Genomic DNA, 21853 nt, shown 5'->3' on the forward strand with positions numbered 1-21853 from the left:
TCAGAAGTAGGGTGGAACCGCGAAATCAATCGTCCCTATGTCATTCTTTTGGAATGGCAGGGGACTTTTTTTGTGGGCAAAAGCCGATTCAGTCACAAATTTTGGGAGGCAGAAAATGAGCAAAAAGTTATCAGTGCAAGAGATTATTTTAACCTTGCAAGAATTTTGGTCAGATCAAGGTTGTATGTTAATGCAATCTTATGATACAGAAAAAGGGGCCGGGACGATGAGTCCATATACGTTCTTACGTGCTATCGGTCCTGAACCTTGGAACGCGGCGTATGTCGAACCTTCACGGCGCCCAGCTGATGGTCGGTATGGTGAAAACCCTAACCGGTTGTACCAACATCATCAGTTCCAAGTGGTTATGAAGCCGTCACCTGAAAACATCCAAGACTTATATTTACAAAGTTTGGAAAAATTAGGCATTAACCCACTTGAACATGATATTCGATTTGTCGAAGATAACTGGGAAAATCCTTCAATGGGTTGTGCCGGTGTTGGTTGGGAAGTTTGGCTAGACGGGATGGAAATTAGTCAATTTACCTACTTCCAACAAGTTGGTGGTCTGGAAGTTGATCCAGTTACTTCAGAAATCACTTATGGCTTGGAACGCTTGTCATCTTATATTCAAGATGTTAACTCGGTCTTTGATTTGGAATGGGGCGATGGCGTTAAGTATGGCGACATCTTCTTGGAACCTGAATTTGAAAACTCAAAGTATGCCTTTGAAGACAGCAACGAAGACTTATTATTAATGTTGTTTGATGAATACGAAAAAGAAGCTAAAAAGCAAATCAAGAACGGTTTGGTGCACCCTGCCTATGATTATTGTTTGAAGTGTAGCCATACCTTTAACTTGATGGATGCACGCGGGATGGTTTCCGTGACGGAACGGGCTGGTTATTTGGACCGTATTCGTAATATGGCCAAGTCCATTGCTAAAGAATTTGTGGCACAACGTGAAAAACGGGGCTTCCCATTACTCAAACATGCGCAGGAGGAAACGAAATAATGGCTAAAACTTATTTGTTAGAAATCGGTTTGGAAGAAATGCCGGCGCACGTCGTCACTCCTAGTATTTTGCAATTAAAAGAACGAATGGCAAAATTTCTCAAAGACGAACGCTTAACTTTCGACCAGATTAAAACTTTTTCAACGCCACGCCGGTTGACGTTGCAAGTTGAAGGCTTAGCTGACAAGCAAGCTGATGTTAAAAAGGAAGTGCGGGGACCAGCTAAGAAAATCGCCCAAGACGCGGATGGTAATTGGACGAAAGCAGCGATTGGATTTTCTAAAGGTCAAGGCGCTTCAACGGACGATATTGTCTTTAAGGAAATCAAAGGGACCCCTTATGTGTTTGTTCAAACGTTTACGGCTGGTAAACCGGCTAAAGATGTTTTAGCAGGCGTTAAGGACGTTATCACGAAGATGAACTTTCCAACGATGATGAAGTGGTCAACGTTTAGCTTTAAATATATTCGGCCAATTCGTTGGTTAGTCTCATTATTAGATGATGAGATTATCCCAATCGAAATCTTGGATGTCAAAGCTGGTCGGACAACCCGTGGCCATCGTTTCTTAGGTCATGATGTTGAAATTGCTAACGCGACGGACTATGAAGCTGATCTAGCGAAAGAATTCGTGATTGCTGATGCAGCTAAACGGAAGGCCAAGATTCGGACACAAATCGATGCCTTAGCCAAGGCACATCAATGGCAGATTGTGGTTAATGAAGACTTGTTAGAAGAAGTTAATAACTTGGTTGAATATCCAACGGCTTTTGCTGGGGATTTCGATACCAAATACTTACCAATTCCTGATGAAGTCTTGATTACATCAATGCGTGACCATCAACGGTTCTTCTATGTAACCGATGCTGATGACAACTTGTTGCCACACTTTGTTTCTGTTCGTAACGGGAATACCGAAAACTTAAAGAACGTGATTCTTGGTAACCAAAAAGTGTTGACAGCTCGGTTGGAAGATGCGGCCTTCTTCTTCCATGAAGATCAGCAACATTCCATTCAAGCTTATGTGGAACGCCTTAAAAAGGTTAGCTTCCATGATAAGATTGGGACGATGTACGAAAAGATGCAACGGGTCATGTACATCGGCGGTTTACTGGCTGATCGGTTTGGCTTGACTGAAACCGAAAAGAACCAACTGCATCGTGCGGCTCAAATCTACAAATTTGATTTGGTAACGGGGATGGTCGGCGAATTCCCTGAACTTCAAGGTGTGATGGGTGAAAAGTATGCCATCTTGAAGGGTGAAGATCCCGTCGTTGCCCAAGCCATTCGTGAACACTACATGCCGACGAGTGCCGATGGGGCCTTGCCACAATCTAAAGTCGGTGCCGTTTTAGCGGTGGCTGACAAGATTGATTCGATTACGAGTTTCTTTGCGGTTGGCTTAACCCCAAGTGGGTCGAACGATCCGTTTGCCTTACGTCGTCAAGCCTTTGGGATTGTTCGAATTGTCCGTGATCAAGGCTGGGACTTCCCAATTGGCCAATTTGAAGCTGATATTCAACAAGTCTTGCAAGCTAACGGGGCTACGTTCAATTTAGACTTTGCTAAGCAAACGAAGCCAGTAGCGGCGTTCTTAACTGATCGAGTTAAGCAATGGTTCAGTAACAAAAAGTTACGTTATGACATCGTAGACACCGTCATTAAGGGGAGTCGGCAAGATATTCGTGAAATGTTCAAGGCAGCAGATGTGTTAAATGCGCATCAAAATGATCCTGAATTCCGGGACACGATTGAAGCGTTGACCCGACTATTACGGATCACGGCTAAGGCTGATCTGGACACGCGTGATTTGACCGTTGATCCGGCATTGTTTGAAAATGATGCGGAACAAAAACTTTATGATGCGGTGAATGAGCTTGAAACGAAGTTAACCCCAGCACTCGATATGAATGACCGTTTTAAGGCGTTGGCTAGTTTACGGCCATTGATCGCTGATTACTTTGACCAGACGATGGTCATGAGTAAAGACGAAAAAGTTCGTAACAATCATTTGAAGCAATTGATTAAGATTGCCCGCATGGCAAATGTCATGGGTGACTTGAACCAATTAGTCGTTAAATAAGTGCCACTGATGTAAACTTAAGAGCATCAAATTAGTCATAGTTGTGACTAGTTTGATGCTCTTTTTATATTAGTACTAAGCTGGATTAGTGGTAAAGAAGCTTGGGTAGGATGAAAAAATATCGCTGGATTCAAGGGATTGCGGCCGTCTATGGGGTGATCTATGTGGCGGCACTTTATTATGCCAGTGGCGTCCACACAGGATTTAAGTTAGATGATCATCAATTAACTGGTTACGTGATTTGTGGACTATTGTTGGGGTGTTTGGTGGGGTCATTTTTGGTCCGAACTCGGGGCTTCAGACGACTCTTAGCACTAGTATTGTTAGGCTGCTGTCTGGCACTGTTTGGGGTGGCTTGGTTTGGTATCGTTAACTTTAATGAAGCGTTCTGGTATTTTATTTTCTGGTTTTATTTGCTGCCAATCATGGAACTGATTGAGACGATTGAATTTATTATTGAGACTAGAACTCGCTAGTTGTTACATGTGAGGCTGGGCGTGTCGCATAACTGTTATTGAACGAGTCATTACCTGCCAGTTTACGATTGTTTCAGCTTTAATTGTGACAAACTTGACAAAAGTGTCTAATAAGCAAGACTTATTATTGCACACCTGTCAAACTTGTGGTAAGATATATTTTGTAGAAATTCGCACGCTAATAGTCGCATCTCGTTTTCGTGATGCGGCTTTTCAAGGCTACGCGAATTTTTGTGATTTTGTCAGTCGATTACTTATGAAATGGGGTGGCAAAGTGGCCAATTTGATCCCAGAAGAAAAGGTCGATCAAATTCGATCCGCAGTGAATATTGCGGATTTTGTTGGTCAATATGTACAGCTGAAGAAGGCCGGTAAAAACCTATTTGGCTTATGTCCGTTTCATGAGGAACGGACGCCGTCATTTTCAGTTAATGAACAAAAACAAATTTTTCATTGTTTCAGTTGTGGTCGGGGCGGTAATGTCTTTTCATTCATTATGGACTTGGAAAACCTTAGCTTTCCAGAAGCGGTTGCGAAAGTCGCGGATTTTGGACATGTGGATTTACCGGCAAGTTATACCGCACAATCTCAACCTGCCGCACCTAAAGATCAAGTTCAAAGTGATTTGCTAGCTCTTTATGCGGACAGTGCTAAGATGTATCAACATGTTTTAGTTAATACAGAACTAGGGGAACCCGCGTTAGCATATTTGCATGAACGTGGGTTAGACGATGACACGATTGCGACGTTTGGCATTGGGTATGCTCCTAAGAATCAGTTATTATTAGACTTTTTTAAAGCCCACCAGATTGATTATCAACTTTTACGGCAGTCGGGGTTATTTATTGAGAACCAAGCCGGTGAATTACGGGATCGGTTTGTTGATCGGGTGTTATTCCCAATTAAAGATGCCAGCGGTCGGGTGATTGCGTTTTCAGGACGTATCTTGAAAAAGTCACCGGATGAGCCTAAGTATTTAAACAGTCCGGAAACCAAACTCTTCAATAAACGGTCCGTCTTATTTAACTTTGACTTGGCACGGGGGGCAATTCGCCAGAAAAAGGCAGTTGTCTTATTTGAAGGGTTCATGGATGTGATTGCGGCTTATCGCGCTGGCATTCAAAACGGTGTGGCTTCCATGGGGACGAGTTTAACGAATGAGCAGATTTATATGCTCGAGCGGGTAACTGATCACCTGTCGATTTGTTATGATAGTGATACTCCCGGTCAAAAAGCAACGGATCGTGCGCTTAAGCTACTCGGTGATAACAGTCGGCTGAATTTAAATGTGATTCAAATGCCCGATGGGATGGACCCTGATGAATACTTACGATCAGCTGGCGCAGAAAAGTTTCAGCAGGTCTTTGAGGATGGTCAGCAGACACCCACGGCTTTTGAAATGCAGTATTTACGTCATGATTTGAATTTACAAAATACGCAGGATCAGTTAACTTATTTAGAAGCCGTTTTACAACAGCTGTCGCAACTCTCTTCCAATGTCGAACAAGACTTATACTTGAATCAACTGGTACAAGAGTTTGGCTTAAATAAGGATGATTTACGGCAACAATTACGGTCGCTAGTCGGTCACCAGACGGTTCATCGGCAGCCGACCAAACGACCCGCGGCCCCAGTTGGCCCACCACCAGTTGATGATGGCGGGGTGACCATGATGGCCCCACCACCCCCAACGGAGACGATGGCAACAATGGGTGCCACGACCAATGCGGCGCCGTTAAGTCGTGTTGAACGGGCGGAACGACTATTACTGTATCGCTTATTACACGATCATGATGTTTGGTTGCGCGTCATGGCTTTAGCAGATTTTCACTTTGTCCATGACCAGTATCAAAATATCTTGGCGGACGCTGAGGCTTATTTTAATAGCCATGCTCACTTTGATTTAGCGAACTTTACCGATTTTATGACCGATAATCAGCTAAAACAAGTGGTCACTAGCTTGGAATTCATGGATGTAGCGCAGGAAACCTCGCGTGAAGAAGTGGCTGATCTGGTCAATGTCATTATGAATCAGCATCCAGTTGCGGAACAAATTAAGGGTAAAAAGGCCGAATTAACGGCCGCTAAACAATTAGGCAATCATGATTTAGTCCAGCGATTAACACTGGAATTGATTGAATTATATCGACAACAACAGCAGGTACAACAAGCTGACAGCTTATAGGAGGCTACGACTTTATGGCAAAAGCAAAAACAACGACAACGGAATATAACAAAGCCGTTAAAGCGTTAATTAAGAGTTATAAAAAGTCTGGTAGTATCAAGTATGACGAACTATCCGACAAATTGGCGGCACCTTATAAACTAGATGCTAAGGGTATTGATAAGTTATTACAAAAAATTGAAGATGCTGGGATCAGTGTCGTTGATGAAAATGGCGATCCAGATGCCCGGGCCGTTAAGAGTGTCAAGACGGTTACTAAGAAAGAATTAAAGAGTGCCGGCTCGGCAACTGGGATTAAAATCAATGATCCTGTGCGGATGTACTTGAAAGAAATCGGCCGCGTTGACTTATTGACAGCGGATGAAGAAGTTGCTTTAGCGTTACGGATCGAACAAGGCGACGAATCTGCTAAACAAGAATTGGCAGAAGCCAACTTGCGTTTGGTCGTGTCAATCGCCAAACGTTATGTTGGTCGGGGCATGCAATTCCTTGATTTAATCCAAGAAGGTAACATGGGGTTAATGAAGGCCGTTGAAAAGTTTGATTATCGCAAGGGGTTTAAGTTCTCCACTTATGCCACTTGGTGGATTCGTCAAGCGATTACGCGGGCCATTGCGGACCAAGCGCGGACAATTCGGATTCCAGTTCATATGGTTGAAACCATTAACAAGTTGATCCGGATTCAACGCCAATTATTGCAAGATTTAGGCCGGGAACCAACTCCCGAAGAAATTGGGGCTGAAATGGATATGCCAACGGAAAAGGTTCGCGAAATCTTGAAGATTGCGCAAGAACCCGTTTCATTGGAAACGCCAATCGGTGAAGAGGACGATTCACATTTGGGTGACTTCATTGAAGACCAAGATGCGACGTCGCCAGCCGATGCAGCGGCTTATGAATTATTGAAGGAACAATTGGAGGGCGTTCTCGATACGTTAACGGATCGGGAAGAAAACGTCTTACGGTTGCGGTTCGGTTTGGATGATGGTCGGACGCGGACTTTGGAAGAAGTCGGGAAAGTCTTCGGGGTTACGCGGGAACGGATTCGTCAAATCGAAGCCAAAGCGTTACGGAAGTTACGGCACCCATCTCGTAGTAAACAATTAAAAGATTTCTTGGAATAAGTGTCACTAAAAACGGTCGCTAGTTGAGCAAATGCTCGCTAGCGGCCGTTTTTTAGTGGTTAGGTGTTAGTTTGAAGTGGGATAGCCTGTTGAACCTGCCACCAATGAGCCATGACGAGTAGCACGATGATCAAGACTTGCAGGGATGACAAGACAAAGTCACTGCTGCCATACGCTAAAATGACGGGTAGGAGTAATGCAAAGTAGTGTTGATTGGGTAGCTTGGAGTGCGTAAGCCGAATCAACTGCCAACTATTGAGGATGATTAAACTAGCTAAGCCTAGGCCGCCTAATCCGCCAAACGAAGCTAGGATCATAATGAAAAGATTATGGGCATGTGGCACGTAATGGCCGGTTAAGCTTAAATATCGCGGAGCAAAGCCGAAATATGAGACGCCAAGCCATGGGGCGGTAGCAAAGACTTGGAGACTATGCTGCCAAATTGCTACGCGGGCAGTCCAACCAGTCGCCCAGGAATAGCTGCGTGGCGCCCAAGCTAGTCCGAACCAGCAGAAACTACCGGCACCGCCGATTAACCATAAAAAACGGCGCCAATTCAAGGAAAAGCTGGTCCCTAAAATCAGTAGTAGCATCAGGATTAAGCCAGTTCGTGATTGGGTCTGGTAAATACCGAGTATGAGTAAAGCGACTAAGCCCCAATTAAGCCAAGTGGTTGCGTAAACGTGCTCGTCAATTTGGGCTAAGGCCACAGCTAGGGCAATCAACAATAAGCAGCAAGCATCGTTGGGATTATCGGCTGAACCGAATAAGCGATTCGCATTGGCCGCATAGCCCCAAAGTAGGTCGCCAGTTAAAAATTGACACCAGGTTGGTAAAAGTTGCCAGTGGTTCAACCAGTGGAACAGATTACCACTGACCGTTAAATAACTGCCAAAGTAAACCAAATAATGGCAGATTTGTGGCCAAGTTAAGAGCTGAGCGGATTGTCGGCATAGTAGCCATAAGTTTAATAAGACAATGAGTAATACCCCAGATAGGCCGACCAACTGACCAGGCGACCGTAAAAGTGTCAGACTGGTAATACCGAGCAACCATAAAATAAATGCTAAGACGTGGTCGTGATAAATGGTCTTAGGCTGCTTAAACAAGGTCAGCCATTGCCAGCGACTTAAATAAATGAGCCAGCCAATACCAATTGGTGGTAAGACGGCAAGTAACGCCAACCCAATTGAAAATTGGCGGGTGGTGAGGGACTTAGACATGGTGACACGCAAGCTTTCTCTTAAAATTAACTGGCCAAAGCAGCCAATTATAAATCGTACAAGCTATTATGCCACTCGTTGTCAGTGTGATGGTCAGCAGGTTGAAAAGATTTAAGCCTTCTTACAAAAGTTAAGTGAATCGTTATCTTTAAGCCCGCCGTGCCCCAGCGAGTTGCAAGTATCAGTGTGCGCGGCAGCTTTAGTTGTTCAGACCGTTACCCGCGCCAAAAAAGTAATCCACAAATTCTAAGTTAGTATAATTCACGGGTTGGGCCCGCTGTTGTTGAACTTGGGTTTGTCGCCGGTTTAACCCGGCTTGAGCCAAGGCTTCGGGGCTGGCTAAAAGGTGGCAGTTAAACAGTCGAAAACCGGTTGTTTCACCCCATTGTAATTGCGCCATGGTCGGGGGACCTAAGACTTCAGCTGGGTGATTATAAAACGCTGCAATCAATCCCATGGCCAGTGGTTTCAAGATTAGTTTTAGATCAGTATACCGAGCAGCAGCCAATAAGCTATTGATCTGAAAGAACCGGTCTAAGTCTGTTTCATTAGTGGGTTCATCATGGGATTGTAGCCAGATTAAATCGGCCGGAAAGTTTTCAGCAGCTTGGGCTTGTTGTTCAGTCAGCGGACTAGGATTGGCTGCTTGTAGTTTTTCTAAGCGGACCCGAAGCTTATCAGCTGACTGGGTGGTGTCAAAGGTGTCATTAATCAGAAAAGTGGTTAGTAGACCCGTTTGCTCATAGCAACCGGTTAGCGGGAGTATCGCGGTCTGGTGACAATCGTGATCAATAAATTTAAGTTGGCCTTGAAATTGTTTAGTGGTGCGGTTGAGTGCAGTCAAGACGACTAATAATTCTTGGTCCGGGATTAGGGTGAGCAAGTCGTCTAGTTCCAGTTCCAACGTGCGTGCTAACGTATTTAGCTGTTGCAAGTTGAGTTGTTGGGCCTGATTATTGGCCAGTTGGCTTAATATTTGGTGATCGATGCCCGTTTGCTGGGCTAGTTCGGTAATGCTGAGCTGGCGTTCGGTCAAGATTGTGGCTAATTCGGATTTGATCATGGTAAAACATCCCTTCTTGGTTCTACATTGATCCAGCCAAGTTGACTGGCTGGTAACGTTATGGAAGTGCCTCCTTTACCGCAACAGCTACGCAAACAACGTCATTAGTCAGTGAAAAATAAAAAATAAGTCGTTTACTAGCGTTAATCGCTTTCTAAGCATGTTAAAATGAAAGCAGTTAAAATGATTGAAATTAGCTAAAGTTAAGTTCAATTTTAAATCAAATTGGGACCATAAATAAAAAGGGGTTATGTCGGTGGATGCCAAACAATTATCACAACGATTAGCAACGGTCGGGCAGTTCGTGCCACAAGGAGCCCGCGTTGCCGATATTGGGTCAGATCATGCGTACTTGCCAGCTAACTTGGCGTTAAATCAGCGGATTAGTTATGCGGTCGCTGGCGAGGTCGTTAAGGGCCCATTCGAAAATGCGCAACATGAAATTCAAAAGTTGGCTTTAACCGCCCTCGTCCAGGCACGTTTAGCTGATGGATTGGCGGCAATTCAACCCGCTGATCGAATTGATACCATTACGATTGCCGGCATGGGTGGCCCGTTGATTCGGCACATTTTAGAACAAGGGTCGGCCCAATTAGCCGGTGTAAAACGGTTAGTTTTGCAACCAAACGTTGGTGAAGCGACCGTACGTGACTGGTTAGCAGCCCACCAATTCAAGTTAGTTGCCGAACGGATTTTGGCGGAAGATGGTCATACGTATGAAATTCTGGTTGCTGATCACGTAGCTGAACCGGTTAGTTATACGGCAACCGAAACGCTATTTGGACCGTTCTTACTAGCAGAAAAGTCGCTGGTCTTTCGGGAGAAGTGGCAACATGAACTACAGCGCGCACAAATGGCGGTTAGCCAAATGCAGCAAGCCAAAGTTGTGCCAGCTGAACATTTAGCAGCGATTCAAACCAAAATAAATTTAATTGAAGGAGTCTTAGCGGATGTTGGCAAGTGAGTTAATCACACGGTTTGAGAGTTTTGCACCATTGAAGTTGAAGTGGCACGATGATCCAACGGGGTTACAAATTGGTGATCCTAATCAGCCGATTCATAAAGTACTGGTAACATTAGATGTTCGGCCAGAAGTGGTCGATGAAGCAATCAAAGTTGGGGCTGACATGATTTTTGCCCACCATCCGGTAATGTTTCGTCCTGCCGCTAATTTAGACTACCAAGATCCGCAAAAAGCGATGTATGCGAAGATCGCGGCGCACCATCTTTTAGTCTACGCAGCACATACGAACTTGGACTGTGCTGAAGGTGGGATGAACGACTGGTTGGCACAAGCGTTAGGCCTACAACAAGTAAGTGGCCTAGTGCCTGGCTATCACGCCGCCGCTGTAAAATTAACGGTGACCGTTCCAGCGGCCCAAGCTGAAGCGGTGCAGGAATATCTCATTAAGACTTGGCAAGCTAAAGTCGATCGCTATGCCTTGAATTCTGGCGAGCAATTTAGTGTGGATTTACTGCAGGACGACTTGTCAGCTGCCATTCAAGGCATTCAAGCCTTACTACCAACTACTGACTGGGACTATCAAGCTAAACCGTTATTAACTGGCGGTCATCAATACAGCATGGGTCGCATCGGGAATTTAGCCCAACCAATGACTGTCCAAGCGTTTGCGGAACAATGCAAGCAAGTCTTTGGTGTCGGTGGGTTGCGGCTGGTCAGCGCTGAACCGCAACAACTGATTCAGCGAGTAGCGGTGCTAGGTGGCGATGGCGGTAAGTTTTATCATCAAGCGTTGCAACAAGGCGCACAAGTCTATGTGACTGGCGATGTGTATTATCATACGGCCCACGATATGTTGGCGGCGGGCTTGTCGGTCGTTGATCCGGGTCATCATATTGAAAGTATCTGTAAGGCACAATTGACGACGTTATTTACCCAATGGGCTAGTGACCATGATTGGCCATTGGAAATTGTGGCCTCGCAATTAAATACTGATCCGTTTACGTTTATTTAACTTTAAGGAGGAACTACCAATGGCAACTTATCCACATTTAATTTCTGACTTTTTAAGTTTTGTGAAGATTAACAGTCGTTCTGACGAAACGTCGACCACGATTCCATCATCACCACGCGAGACGGCCTTTTTGCAGCAGCTAATGACCAAATTAACTGATTTAGGCTTGAGTGATGTTGAACAAGATGCGCAAAGTGCGTATGTTTTTGCAACGGTGCCCGCTAACACGGATCAACCTGTCAAAACGTTAGGCTTTATTTCACATATCGATACCGCTGACTTTAACGCTGAAAATATTCAACCCCAAATCGTTGAAAACTATGATGGTCATTCGGTGATCAAATTAGGCACGAGTGGCTATGATTTAGATCCTAAGGTGTTTGCTAATTTAAAGAATTACACCGGGCACACGTTGATTACGACCGATGGGAATACCTTACTTGGCGCGGATGATAAGGCCGGCGTCGCTGAAATCATCAGTGTTGCAGAATATTTGTTGGCGCATCCGGAAGTTAAGCATGGGAAGATTCGGCTAGGCTTTGGTCCGGATGAAGAGATTGGAACTGGGGCTGACCACTTTAACGTGCCCGCTTTTGGTGCTGATTATGCATACACGGTCGACGGTGGGCCATTAGGTGAGCTTGAATATGAAACGTTTAATGCGGCTCAAGCTGAAGTCAGCTTTACTGGGGTCAATGTGCATCCCGCCGAAGCTAAGGATATTATGATCAACGCCTTGCAGTTAGCGGTTGACTTCCAAAATGGTTTACCTGCGCAAGAAGTGCCGGAACATACGAGTGGTCGGGAAGGCTTCTATCATTTGTTAGCCTTAGATGGCACGGTTGATAATGCCAAGATGACCTACATTATTCGTGACCATGACCGGGCAAAATTCGAAGACCGGAAAAAGACCTTCCAAGCCGTTGCGGATCATCTGAACGCCCAATTCGATGTGGAACGGGTTCACGTTAACATGAAGGATCAGTACTATAACATGCGTGAAATTATTGAAAAGGACATGACCGTGGTTGAATTAGCTAAACAATCGATGGAAAAATTAGGCATCAAACCAGTTATCTATCCGGTTCGTGGTGGGACTGATGGCTCGAAGATTTCATTCATGGGCTTACCAACGCCTAATTTATTCGCAGGTGGCGAGAACATGCACGGCCGCTTTGAATATGTGTCTGAACAAGTGATGGCTCAGGCTGTCGATGTGGTACTCCAAATTATTACTGATAATGCCCAACAAACTAAATAGTTGGCAAAGCTGGCCATTCGTTATATAATGCAATGGTCAATAAAGGTCAAACCTTAATTGGCAGCTGAAATGGCTGCCTTTTTGCTAACCTAATTTAGAGGGGGTTATGAAATTATGAATCCAGAACAATTAACTGAAAGTTTACAACAAGCCTTAACTGAGGCCCAACAAATTGCCCAAACACGGCATCATCAAGAAATCGGGGTGCCGCATCTATTTAAATTTATGACACAGCCTGGGGAACCAGCACGGCAAATCTTTAGTGAAGCTGGTGCCGATTTGGACCAGTTGCAAACGGAACTTGATCGCGAATTAGACGAAATCAGTACGGTCAGTGGCGGCAATGTTCAATATGGTCAAAGTTTTAGCAGTAGCTTAGCCACGTTAATGCAGACCGCGGAAGCCAAACGCAAGTCACTCGGTGATGATTTTTTAGCCACCGATACGGTTGTGTTAGCTTTGATGGACCAAACGGGTGATCAATTAACTCGTTATTTGACCCAACAAGGGCTCACCGCGGGCCAAGTTAAAAATGCGGTTGATCGGATCCGAGGTGGTCAACGGGTGACCTCGCGAAATCAAGAAGATCAATATCAATCCTTGGAAAAGTATGGGGTTGACTTGGTCAAAGCCGCCCGTCAAGGGAACCAAGATCCCGTTATCGGCCGTGATGAAGAGATTTTAGATGTCATTCGGATCTTATCACGCAAGACGAAGAATAATCCGGTCTTAATCGGTGAACCAGGGGTCGGTAAAACGGCGATTGTTGAAGGTTTAGCCCAACGGATCGTGCGTGGGGATGTGCCGTCTAACTTAAAAGATAAAACGTTATTTTCACTAGATATGGGAGCCTTGATTGCCGGTGCCAAATATCGTGGTGAATTTGAAGAACGATTAAAAGCGGTTTTGAAAGAAATTAAAAAGAGCGATGGCCAGATCATCATGTTCATCGATGAAATCCATAATATTGTTGGCGCGGGTAAGACTGAAGGCAGTATGGATGCCGGCAATTTGCTTAAGCCAATGTTAGCGCGGGGCGAACTCCATCTGATTGGGGCCACCACGCTGGATGAATATCGGCAATATCTGGAAAAAGACAAAGCGCTTGAACGCCGGTTCCAACGGGTGCTCGTGGCGGAACCTTCCGTAGACGATACGATCAGTATTTTACGGGGGTTAAAAGAACGTTTTGAAATCCATCATGGCGTCCGGATTCACGATAATGCGTTAGTTGCTGCGGCTAAGTTATCGGATCGATACATTACGGATCACTTTTTACCTGATAAAGCCTTGGATCTGATCGATGAAGCGTCGGCGGAGATTCGGGTAGAAATGAACTCAAATCCCACGGAACTGGATCAGGTCAATCGGCAATTAATGCGCTTAGAAGTTGAAGCCGCGGCCTTGAAGAAAGAAACCGATGAAGCCTCTGTCAAACGGCTCGGTGACCTGCAACAAGAATTAGCCAGTGCGAAGGAAAAGCAACGGACGCTTGCTGAACGCTGGGATAGTGAAAAGAAGAGTCTCCAGGCGTTAAGTGACAAAAAGGCTGCTTTAGATCAAGCTAAGCATGACTTGGAAACGGCAGAAAGTAAATACGACTTGGAGACGGCCGCTAAGTTACAACATGGCACGATTCCTAAATTAGCTGATGAACTTAAACAGATGGAAGCCAATGACCACCATGCTGACTGGTTAGTGGAAGAATCGGTAACCGCGGATCAAGTGGCTAATGTGGTATCGCGGATGACCGGAATTCCAGTTAATAAGCTGGTCGCTGGCGAACGCGAAAAACTTTTACATTTAGCTGATAACTTGCATCAACGGGTCGTTGGTCAAGATACGGCTGTTAATGCGGTGGCCGATGCGGTTTTACGGTCACGAGCGGGATTACAAGATCCTAATCGGCCGTTAGGTTCCTTTATGTTCTTAGGGCCAACCGGGGTCGGCAAGACGGAGCTCGCTAAAGCGTTAGCTGAAAACTTATTTGATGCGGATGATCATATGGTCCGGATTGACATGAGTGAGTATATGGAAAAAGCCTCAGTTTCACGGCTAGTTGGGGCTGCGCCTGGCTACATCGGTTATGAGGAAGGCGGCCAGTTAACGGAGGCGGTCCGGCGTAATCCATATTCAATCGTCTTATTCGATGAAATCGAAAAGGCACATCCAGATGTGTTTAATATCTTATTACAAGTGTTGGATGATGGCCGTTTAACGGATGGTCAAGGTCGGACAGTTGATTTCAAGAATACCATTTTGATCATGACGTCTAACTTGGGGTCACAACAACTGTTGGCTGGCGTCGACGACCGTGGACAATTATCCGATGAGGCGCATGATCAAGTCATGCAGTTGGTTCAAAGCCGGTTCAAACCGGAATTCTTGAATCGAATCGATGACATCATCATGTTTACACCATTACAATTGGATGCGATTGAACAAATCGTGGTGAAATTAATTGCCCGGTTATCTAGCCGGTTACAAGATCGTGAAATTACGTTAAAAATTTCGGACTCAGCTAAGCAATGGATTGCTAAGCAAGGCTACGAACCAGCCTATGGGGCGCGACCATTGCGGCGTTATATTACCAATTATGTGGAAACGCCCTTGGCAAAAGAAATTATTGCCGGTCGGGTGACGCCACAATCGACCGTTGAGATTAATCTGCTAGATGATCATTTAGTCTTTGAAAATCAATCGGCTGATGCTGTGAAGGCTTAGTTGAAATTGTTGCCTGCCGGTTGGTTCCTAAAGCGCTGGAATGCCATGGCTGAGTATTTTAGCAACCAACGACTCGGCTAGATGACTGGATTGAAAATAATCAATCGTTAATTTTTTAATAGCCGTTAATTAACGCCGGGCGGGCCAGAATTGGCTCAGTGGTGTCGTTTATCTTAGTCGGTGCTTTTCCGACTTAGATAAAGCCCGGCTTGCGAGACCGTTCTATGGCTCGCAAACGTGGCCACCACGTTCCAGCCGATTCTGGGCCAACCAGAGTGGCAAGTTAAACCAACTAGCACCAAGCGTATTCAGCATACTGACTAAGCTACCAACTAACGATAACAACCGTTAGTTGGTGGCTTTTTCTTTGCGCACAATGTCATTTAATGCCGAATCGAACCGGCGTTTGCTATAATAGAATTAATAATAAAGTGAAAGGAGCGGTAGGATGTCCTATATTCCGTTGCAAGTGATGAGTACCTTCAGCTTGCTGCAAAGTACCAGCACGATCCAGGCCTTAGTCCAAACGGCGCAACAACAAGGTTATCCAGCCTTGGCTTTGACCGATATCGATGTGATGTACGGCAGTGTCGACTTTTATAACGCGTGTCGTCAAGCGGGTCTTAATCCGATTTTGGGGATTAATTTAAAAATTAGTGGTAGCCAACTAGCTGAGCGTGAGTTTGGCTTGGTCGTCTTAGCCAAAGACTGGGCGGGCTATCAAAACTTGATGCAATTGTCGACGTTGAAACAAACCGCGACTAATGATGCTCCCTTGACGTTAGCACAAGTGACGCCACATTTAGCGCATTTGGTCGTCATGACACCGGCTAAAGATAGTGAAGTTGTAGCACTACTGATGCAAGACCAGCCAGCCGTGGCAGCTACTTGGGTGCAACAGGTGCAAACCGCCTGTGATCCAGAGAGCTTTTATTTAGGTGTGTCCCTCGATCAATCACCCGCATTGCGGTCGACATTAGTGGCCTTTGCCGCGCAACAACAGGTACCGATTGTGGCCCTTGACCCGGTCGATTATGTTCAAGCGACGGATTATTTTTCAGTTTCCGTTTTGCGGGCCATCGCCGGGGGCCAACAAATTGATCAGCCTGAACAGCTACAAGATGTTGCTGGGGCGCACTATTTACGGGACCCACCAACGATTGAAACTGCATATACGGCGTTAGATTTATCGGCTGCGGTTGCAGCGACAGCGAAGATTGCGGCGGTTTGTCAGGTTGAGTTGGTCTTTCAAAAACCCCAATTACCGCATTTCCCAACGCCAGAGCAACAACCAGCGAATCGCTATCTACGTCAATTATGTGAACAAGGGTTGAAGCAGCGATTAACTGCGATGACTAAAGATTGTGATCCTCAACCCTACCATGACCGGCTAGATCATGAACTGCAAGTTATTGATCAGATGGGTTTTGACGATTACTTCCTGATTGTCTGGGATGTCATGAATTATGCCCATCAAGCGAAGATTACGACTGGGCCAGGCCGTGGTTCGGCTGCCGGTTCACTTGTGGCCTACGTTCTTCGTATTACAGACGTTGATCCGCTACAATACGACTTATTATTTGAACGTTTCTTAAATGCGAAACGCGCCAATATGCCGGATATTGATTTGGATATTCCAGACAATCGTCGAGAACAAGTCTTGCAGTATGTGCATGATAAGTATGGCCATGACCGTGTTGCCCAAATTATTACGTTTGGGACGCTAGCAGCTAAGCAGGCATTACGCGATGTTGGCCGGGTCTTTGGGCTATCGACTTTTGAAATGAGTGACTGGAGCGGTGCCATTCCGAATCAGTTACACATTACCTTAGATCAGGCTTACCAAGCGTCGCGGCCGTTACAGAATTTAGTGGCTGATTCTAGTAAGAATCGGTTATTGTTCGAAACAGCGCGTCGGATTGAAGGCTTACCACGACATTACTCGACCCATGCGGCCGGGGTAGTTTTAAGTCAAGTCCCGTTGATTCAAATCGTGCCCTTGCAAGCGGGTAGTGAAACGATGCTGATGACGCAATATACGAAGGATACTGTAGAAGCGGTCGGTCTGTTGAAAATGGATTTCTTGGGCTTACGGAACCTGTCGCTAATGGCAAGTGCGTTACACTATGTTCAACGACAGACTGGACAACCACTGGCTATTACGAAGATTGATCTCAATGATCCCGCGACTTTAAAGCTATTTCAAGCTGGCGATACCACGGGTGTCTTTCAATTTGAATCAGCTGGGATTCGGAATGTTTTACGCAAACTACACCCCGATAACTTTGAATTAGTCGCGGCTGTCAATGCCTTATATCGGCCCGGCCCGATGGAAAATATCGATCATTTTATCGCTCGTAAACAGGGCAGCGAGCCAGTGACCTATCCGGCGCCAGAATTACAGCCCATTTTAGGCCCAACTTATGGCATCTTGGTCTACCAAGAACAAGTCATGCAAGTGGCGGCCGTGATGGGGGGCTTTAGCTTAGGCGAAGCCGATTTATTACGGCGAGCGATGAGTAAAAAGAAAAAACAAGTCATCGATGAGATGCGCCAAAAGTTTATTGTGGGTGCAGAACAGCAGCATTTCTCCGCTGAGGTAGCGACGCAGGTCTATCAATATATTGAACAATTTGCCAATTATGGGTTTAACCGCTCACATGCGGTGGCTTACAGTAAAATGGCGTTTGAGTTGGCCTATTTGAAAGTCCATTATCCGGGGGCTTTTTTCACGTCATTAATGAACTCCATTCTGGGTAATGGGACAAAGCTAAAGCAGTATCTTGCGGAGGCTAAACAGCATCAAGTTAAGATTGTGCCCCCGGATATTAATCGTAGTGGGGCGTACTTTGACTGGGATGGTCAAGCGATTACGTTTGGCTTGAGTTCCATCAAAGGATTGCGGCGTGATTTCATTAGCGATGTGATTGCGGAACGCACGGAAAATGGGCCATTTAAGAGTTTGCAGCAGTTGATGCAGCGGTTGGATGCCAAATGGTTAAAGCCGGAACTAATGACGGCCCTGATCTATGCCGGAGCCTTAGATCACTTTGGCTTGAATCGAGCGGAATTGTTGACCGGTGTTCCAGAATTGATGTCGAGTGCTGAATTGGCCGGTAATAGTCTGAGCCTTTTTGCGTCGTTAGCGCCCAAGATTAAGAAACAGCCCGAGTTACCTTTAGGTGAACGGTTGGCTAAAGAATCGGAAGTTTTAGGTGCGTATGTTTCGGGGCATCCGGTAGAATCTTACAAATGGTTAGCTCAGCAACAGCAGACGAGTTTAGTGAGTGCGCTCAGTGTTGAGCAACGAGCGAAACTATTGGTCTATATCACGAAGATTCGCGTTATTCGTACAAAACGTGGCCAACAGATGGCCTTTGCCACGGGGAGTGATCTGTCTGGAGAAATCGATTTAACGATTTTTCCGAAAACTTACGATCGCTTGCAGGCAATTTTGAAGCCAGAAACGATTGTCTTAGTTAGCGGTAAAGTCGAACAACAGCGCGGGTTGCAAGTGATCGTTGACCAATGGCAATTAGCAGATCAGTTTCCAGCACCCACCGGCCGCTTGTTTTTACGACTACAGCCGGAACAAGCAACGGCAACGGTCCAAAAACAAATTTTAATGATTTTGCGGCGCTTCAAGGGGCCTAATCCGGTTTTGATTTATTCAGCGACGGCTCGTAAGACAGTTGAACTAAATTCACAGTATTGGGTCCGAGATAATGATGACCTGATTGGAGCGCTTACAACCTTGTTAGGTCGCGATAACGTCGTCATGAAAAGCGAAACCCCTTGATGTAACAGCGTTTTCACGGGGATTTAATTTCAAAAAATAACAGACAAGTTTTATGAAAAGTGTTAAAATCACTTATGGAGTTACGAACTCAATTTATTGCCTGAGGTGAAAAAATGAAACGCATTGGTATTTTAACCAGTGGCGGCGACGCTCCTGGTATGAATGCGGCCGTTCGTGCGGTTGCTCGTAAAGCAATGGCCGAAGGGTTAGAAGCATACGGCATCAATTACGGCTTTGCCGGATTAGTTGCTGGTGACATTCATAAATTAGTGGCTGCAGATTTAGACGACGTGGTTAATGAAGGCGGCACTTTGCTGTACTCAGCCCGTTATCCAGAATTTGCACATGAAGAAGGTCAGTTAAAGGGTATCGAACAACTGAAGAAGTTCGGTATCGATGCTTTGGTCGTTATCGGTGGCGATGGTTCTTATCATGGGGCTTTACGCTTAACTGAACACGGCTACAACACAATTGGTCTTCCCGGAACAATTGATAATGACATCCCATTTACTGATTTTACGATCGGGTTTGATACGGCAGTTAACACTGACGTGGAAGCACTTGATCGGATTCATGATACGGCTCGCAGTCATGACCGGACTTTCGTTGTGGAAGTTATGGGTCGTGGCGCTGGGGACGTTGCCATGTGGGCTGGTGTTTCGGCTGGTGCCGACGCCATCGTGATTCCTGAACTTGATTGGGACATGGAAACCATTGCCAACAAGATCAAGCACAATCGTGCTAACGGTCATCGTTGCAACATTGTTGTTTTGGCTGAAGGTGTGATGAGTGCCCAAGAATTTGTTGAAAAGTTATCTGAATATGGTGACTTTGATGCACGGGCTAACACGATTGGTCATATGCAACGCGGTGGTCGTCCAACGGCTAAAGACCGGGTCATGGCCAGCAAGATGGGTGCTTATGCTATCGAACTCTTACTTAGTGGTAAGGGTGGCTTAGCAGTTGGTATCCAACACAATGAATTAGTGACGCATAACATGTTAGATCTTTTTGATTCTAAGCATGAAGCTGAATTATCATTGTCGAAGTTAAATGATGAAATCTCATTTAACTAAATCGTTTTATAACTATATTTAATAAAAATGACGTTATTGTCTTTTTATAAAAAACTTTCAAGGGAGAGATTTTTCTTATGAAGAAAACCAAGATTGTTTCAACACTTGGTCCTGCCAGCACCGATACTGACACTATTGTTAAATTGATCGAAGCCGGCGCAAATATTTTCCGCTTTAACTTCTCGCATGGTGACCATGCAGAACATTTGGATCGTTTAAACAAGGTTCATGAAGCTGAAAAGATTACAGGTAAGACTGTTGGTATCATGCTTGATACTAAGGGTGCTGAAATTCGGACGACCGTTCAAAAAGACGGTAAGTCTGAATACAAGATCGGCGACAAGGTTCGTATCTCAATGGACGATTCATTAGAATCAACCAAAGATAAGATTGCCGTTACCTATGATGGCCTTTATGACGATGTTCATGTTGGCGGTCATGTCCTCTTCGATGATGGTTTATTAGACATGAAGATCGACGAAAAAGACGAAGCTAACCGCGAATTGGTTACCACTGTTCAAAACGCCGGTGTTCTTGGCTCACGTAAGGGTACTAACGCTCCTGGTGTTTCTATCAACTTACCTGGGATTACTGAAAAAGACTCAAGCGATATTCGCTTCGGTTTGGATCACGAAATCAACTACATTGCTGCTTCATTCGTTCGTAAGCCACAAGATGTCTTAGACATCCGTGAATTACTTGAAGAAAAGCACATGGAACACGTTCAAATCTTCCCTAAGATCGAATCTCAAGAAGGTATCGACAACGCCGATGAAATTCTTAAGGTTTGTGATGGCTTGATGGTTGCTCGTGGTGACATGGGTGTTGAAATTCCAGCCGAAAATGTTCCTTTAGTACAAAAGTCATTAATCAAGAAATGTAACGCAATGGGCATGCCTGTTATCACCGCTACTCAAATGCTTGATTCAATGCAAGAAAACCCACGTCCTACTCGTGCCGAAGCATCTGACGTTGCCAACGCTGTCTTTGATGGTACTGACGCAACGATGCTTTCTGGTGAAAGTGCTAACGGTCTTTACCCAGTTGAATCTGTTGCCATGATGGCTAAGATCGACGAAAAGGCTGAAAACACCTTAGCTGAAAACGGTTCATTACAATTAAACCGTTTCGACAAGACTAGTGTGACTGAAACCATCGGGATTGCGATTGCCCGGGCTGCTAAGAACTTAGGTATCAAGACGATTGTTGCTGCGACTGAATCTGGCTACACTGCTAAGATGATTTCGAAGTACCGTCCAGATGCTGATATCTTGGCTATCACTTTTGACGAACGGACCCAACGTGGTTTGATGGTCAACTGGGGTGTTCAACCAATCGTTGCTGACAAGCCTGAAACAACTGATGATATGTTTGATTTAGCTGCTTCAAAGGCCGTTGAACTTGGCTTTGCTAAGGAAGGCGACTTGATCTTGATCACTGCCGGTGTGCCAGTTGGCGAACGCGGTACAACTAACATCATGAAGATCCAATTAATTGGTTCTAAGTTAGCTGACGGTCAAGGTGTCGGTGACGAAACTGTCATTGGCAAGGCTGTTATCGCAACCTCTGCTCAAGAAGCTATCGACAAGGCTGTTGAAGGCGGCGTCTTAGTTACTAAGACTACCGACAAAGACTACTTACCAGCAATTGAAAAGTCTAGCGCTTTAGTTGTTGAAAATGGTGGTTTAACTTCACACGCTGCCGTAGTTGGTATCTCAATGGGGATTCCAGTTATCGTTGGTGTTAAGGATGCTACTTCTGTGATTGCTGACGGTCAATTAATCACCGTTGACTCACGTCGTGGGATCGTTTACCGCGGTGCTTCAAACGCTTTATAAAATCGAATTTAA

The 21853-nt window shown here is 45.3% G+C and carries 14 protein-coding genes; 12 read left to right on the top strand and 2 right to left on the bottom strand.

Going from position 1 to position 21853, the window contains the following annotated elements; all coding sequences use genetic code 11:
• Positions 1-115: 115 nt before the first annotated feature.
• The 5 genes from glyQ to rpoD all read left to right on the top strand — a co-directional run bounded on the left by glyQ (position 116) and on the right by rpoD (position 6881).
• Positions 116-1015, top strand: coding sequence for a glycine--tRNA ligase subunit alpha (gene glyQ / locus FFM77_RS01890; protein ID WP_137634057.1), 900 nt, complete (start codon positions 116-118; stop codon positions 1013-1015).
• The gene (glyS, locus tag FFM77_RS01895) at positions 1015-3096 is read left to right on the top strand and encodes a glycine--tRNA ligase subunit beta (RefSeq protein ID WP_137634058.1); all 2082 of its coding nucleotides are present in this window, start codon (positions 1015-1017) and stop codon (positions 3094-3096) included. The genes glyQ and glyS overlap by 1 nt, the downstream gene beginning before the upstream one ends.
• A 110-nt stretch (positions 3097-3206) precedes the next feature.
• The gene (locus FFM77_RS01900) at positions 3207-3572 is read left to right on the top strand and encodes a hypothetical protein (RefSeq protein WP_137634059.1); all 366 of its coding nucleotides are present in this window, start codon (positions 3207-3209) and stop codon (positions 3570-3572) included.
• A gap of 274 nt (positions 3573-3846) precedes the next feature.
• Positions 3847-5757 carry a DNA primase gene (gene dnaG / locus FFM77_RS01905; RefSeq protein ID WP_137634060.1) on the top strand — a complete coding sequence of 637 codons (1911 nt, stop codon included), beginning with the start codon at positions 3847-3849 and terminating at the stop codon, positions 5755-5757.
• A gap of 14 nt (positions 5758-5771) precedes the next feature.
• Positions 5772-6881: an RNA polymerase sigma factor RpoD gene (gene rpoD / locus FFM77_RS01910; protein ID WP_137634061.1), complete on the top strand. Its 1110-nt coding sequence runs from the start codon at positions 5772-5774 to the stop codon at positions 6879-6881.
• Positions 6882-6940: 59 nt separating this feature from the next.
• On the opposite strand, the gene FFM77_RS01915 is transcribed toward rpoD, so the two are convergent.
• Together FFM77_RS01915 and FFM77_RS01920 are read right to left on the bottom strand one after the other, a co-directional pair.
• The gene (locus FFM77_RS01915) at positions 6941-8104 is read right to left on the bottom strand and encodes an O-antigen ligase family protein (protein ID WP_137634062.1); all 1164 of its coding nucleotides are present in this window, start codon (positions 8102-8104) and stop codon (positions 6941-6943) included.
• Between the two features lie 199 nt (positions 8105-8303).
• Positions 8304-9167 (bottom strand): helix-turn-helix domain-containing protein, encoded by an 864-nt coding sequence (locus FFM77_RS01920; RefSeq protein WP_137634063.1) that lies wholly within the window; start codon positions 9165-9167, stop codon positions 8304-8306.
• A gap of 256 nt (positions 9168-9423) precedes the next feature.
• Here FFM77_RS01920 and FFM77_RS01925 point away from each other — a divergent pair, with 256 nt between their 5' ends.
• From FFM77_RS01925 to pyk, 7 genes are all read left to right on the top strand, one after another.
• Complete coding sequence (locus FFM77_RS01925) at positions 9424-10131, top strand: tRNA (adenine(22)-N(1))-methyltransferase (protein WP_137634064.1); 708 nt, start codon at positions 9424-9426, stop codon at positions 10129-10131.
• Complete coding sequence (locus FFM77_RS01930; RefSeq protein WP_137634065.1) at positions 10118-11143, top strand: Nif3-like dinuclear metal center hexameric protein; 1026 nt, start codon at positions 10118-10120, stop codon at positions 11141-11143. The genes FFM77_RS01925 and FFM77_RS01930 overlap by 14 nt, the downstream gene beginning before the upstream one ends.
• A gap of 19 nt (positions 11144-11162) precedes the next feature.
• Positions 11163-12404, top strand: coding sequence for a peptidase T (gene pepT / locus FFM77_RS01935; protein WP_137634066.1), 1242 nt, complete (start codon positions 11163-11165; stop codon positions 12402-12404).
• 114 nt (positions 12405-12518) lie between these two features.
• Positions 12519-15128: an ATP-dependent chaperone ClpB gene (clpB, locus tag FFM77_RS01940; protein ID WP_137634067.1), complete on the top strand. Its 2610-nt coding sequence runs from the start codon at positions 12519-12521 to the stop codon at positions 15126-15128.
• 448 nt (positions 15129-15576) lie between these two features.
• Positions 15577-18927 (top strand): DNA polymerase III subunit alpha, encoded by a 3351-nt coding sequence (dnaE, locus tag FFM77_RS01945; protein WP_137634068.1) that lies wholly within the window; start codon positions 15577-15579, stop codon positions 18925-18927.
• Positions 18928-19040: 113 nt separating this feature from the next.
• Positions 19041-20003: a 6-phosphofructokinase gene (pfkA, locus tag FFM77_RS01950; RefSeq protein ID WP_137634069.1), complete on the top strand. Its 963-nt coding sequence runs from the start codon at positions 19041-19043 to the stop codon at positions 20001-20003.
• A gap of 77 nt (positions 20004-20080) precedes the next feature.
• Positions 20081-21841: a pyruvate kinase gene (pyk, locus tag FFM77_RS01955; protein ID WP_137634070.1), complete on the top strand. Its 1761-nt coding sequence runs from the start codon at positions 20081-20083 to the stop codon at positions 21839-21841.
• Positions 21842-21853: the final 12 nt, after the last annotated feature.

Origin of the sequence: Lactiplantibacillus songbeiensis (genome assembly GCF_005405125.1) — a bacterium.
Classification (GTDB): domain Bacteria; phylum Bacillota; class Bacilli; order Lactobacillales; family Lactobacillaceae; genus Lactiplantibacillus; species Lactiplantibacillus songbeiensis.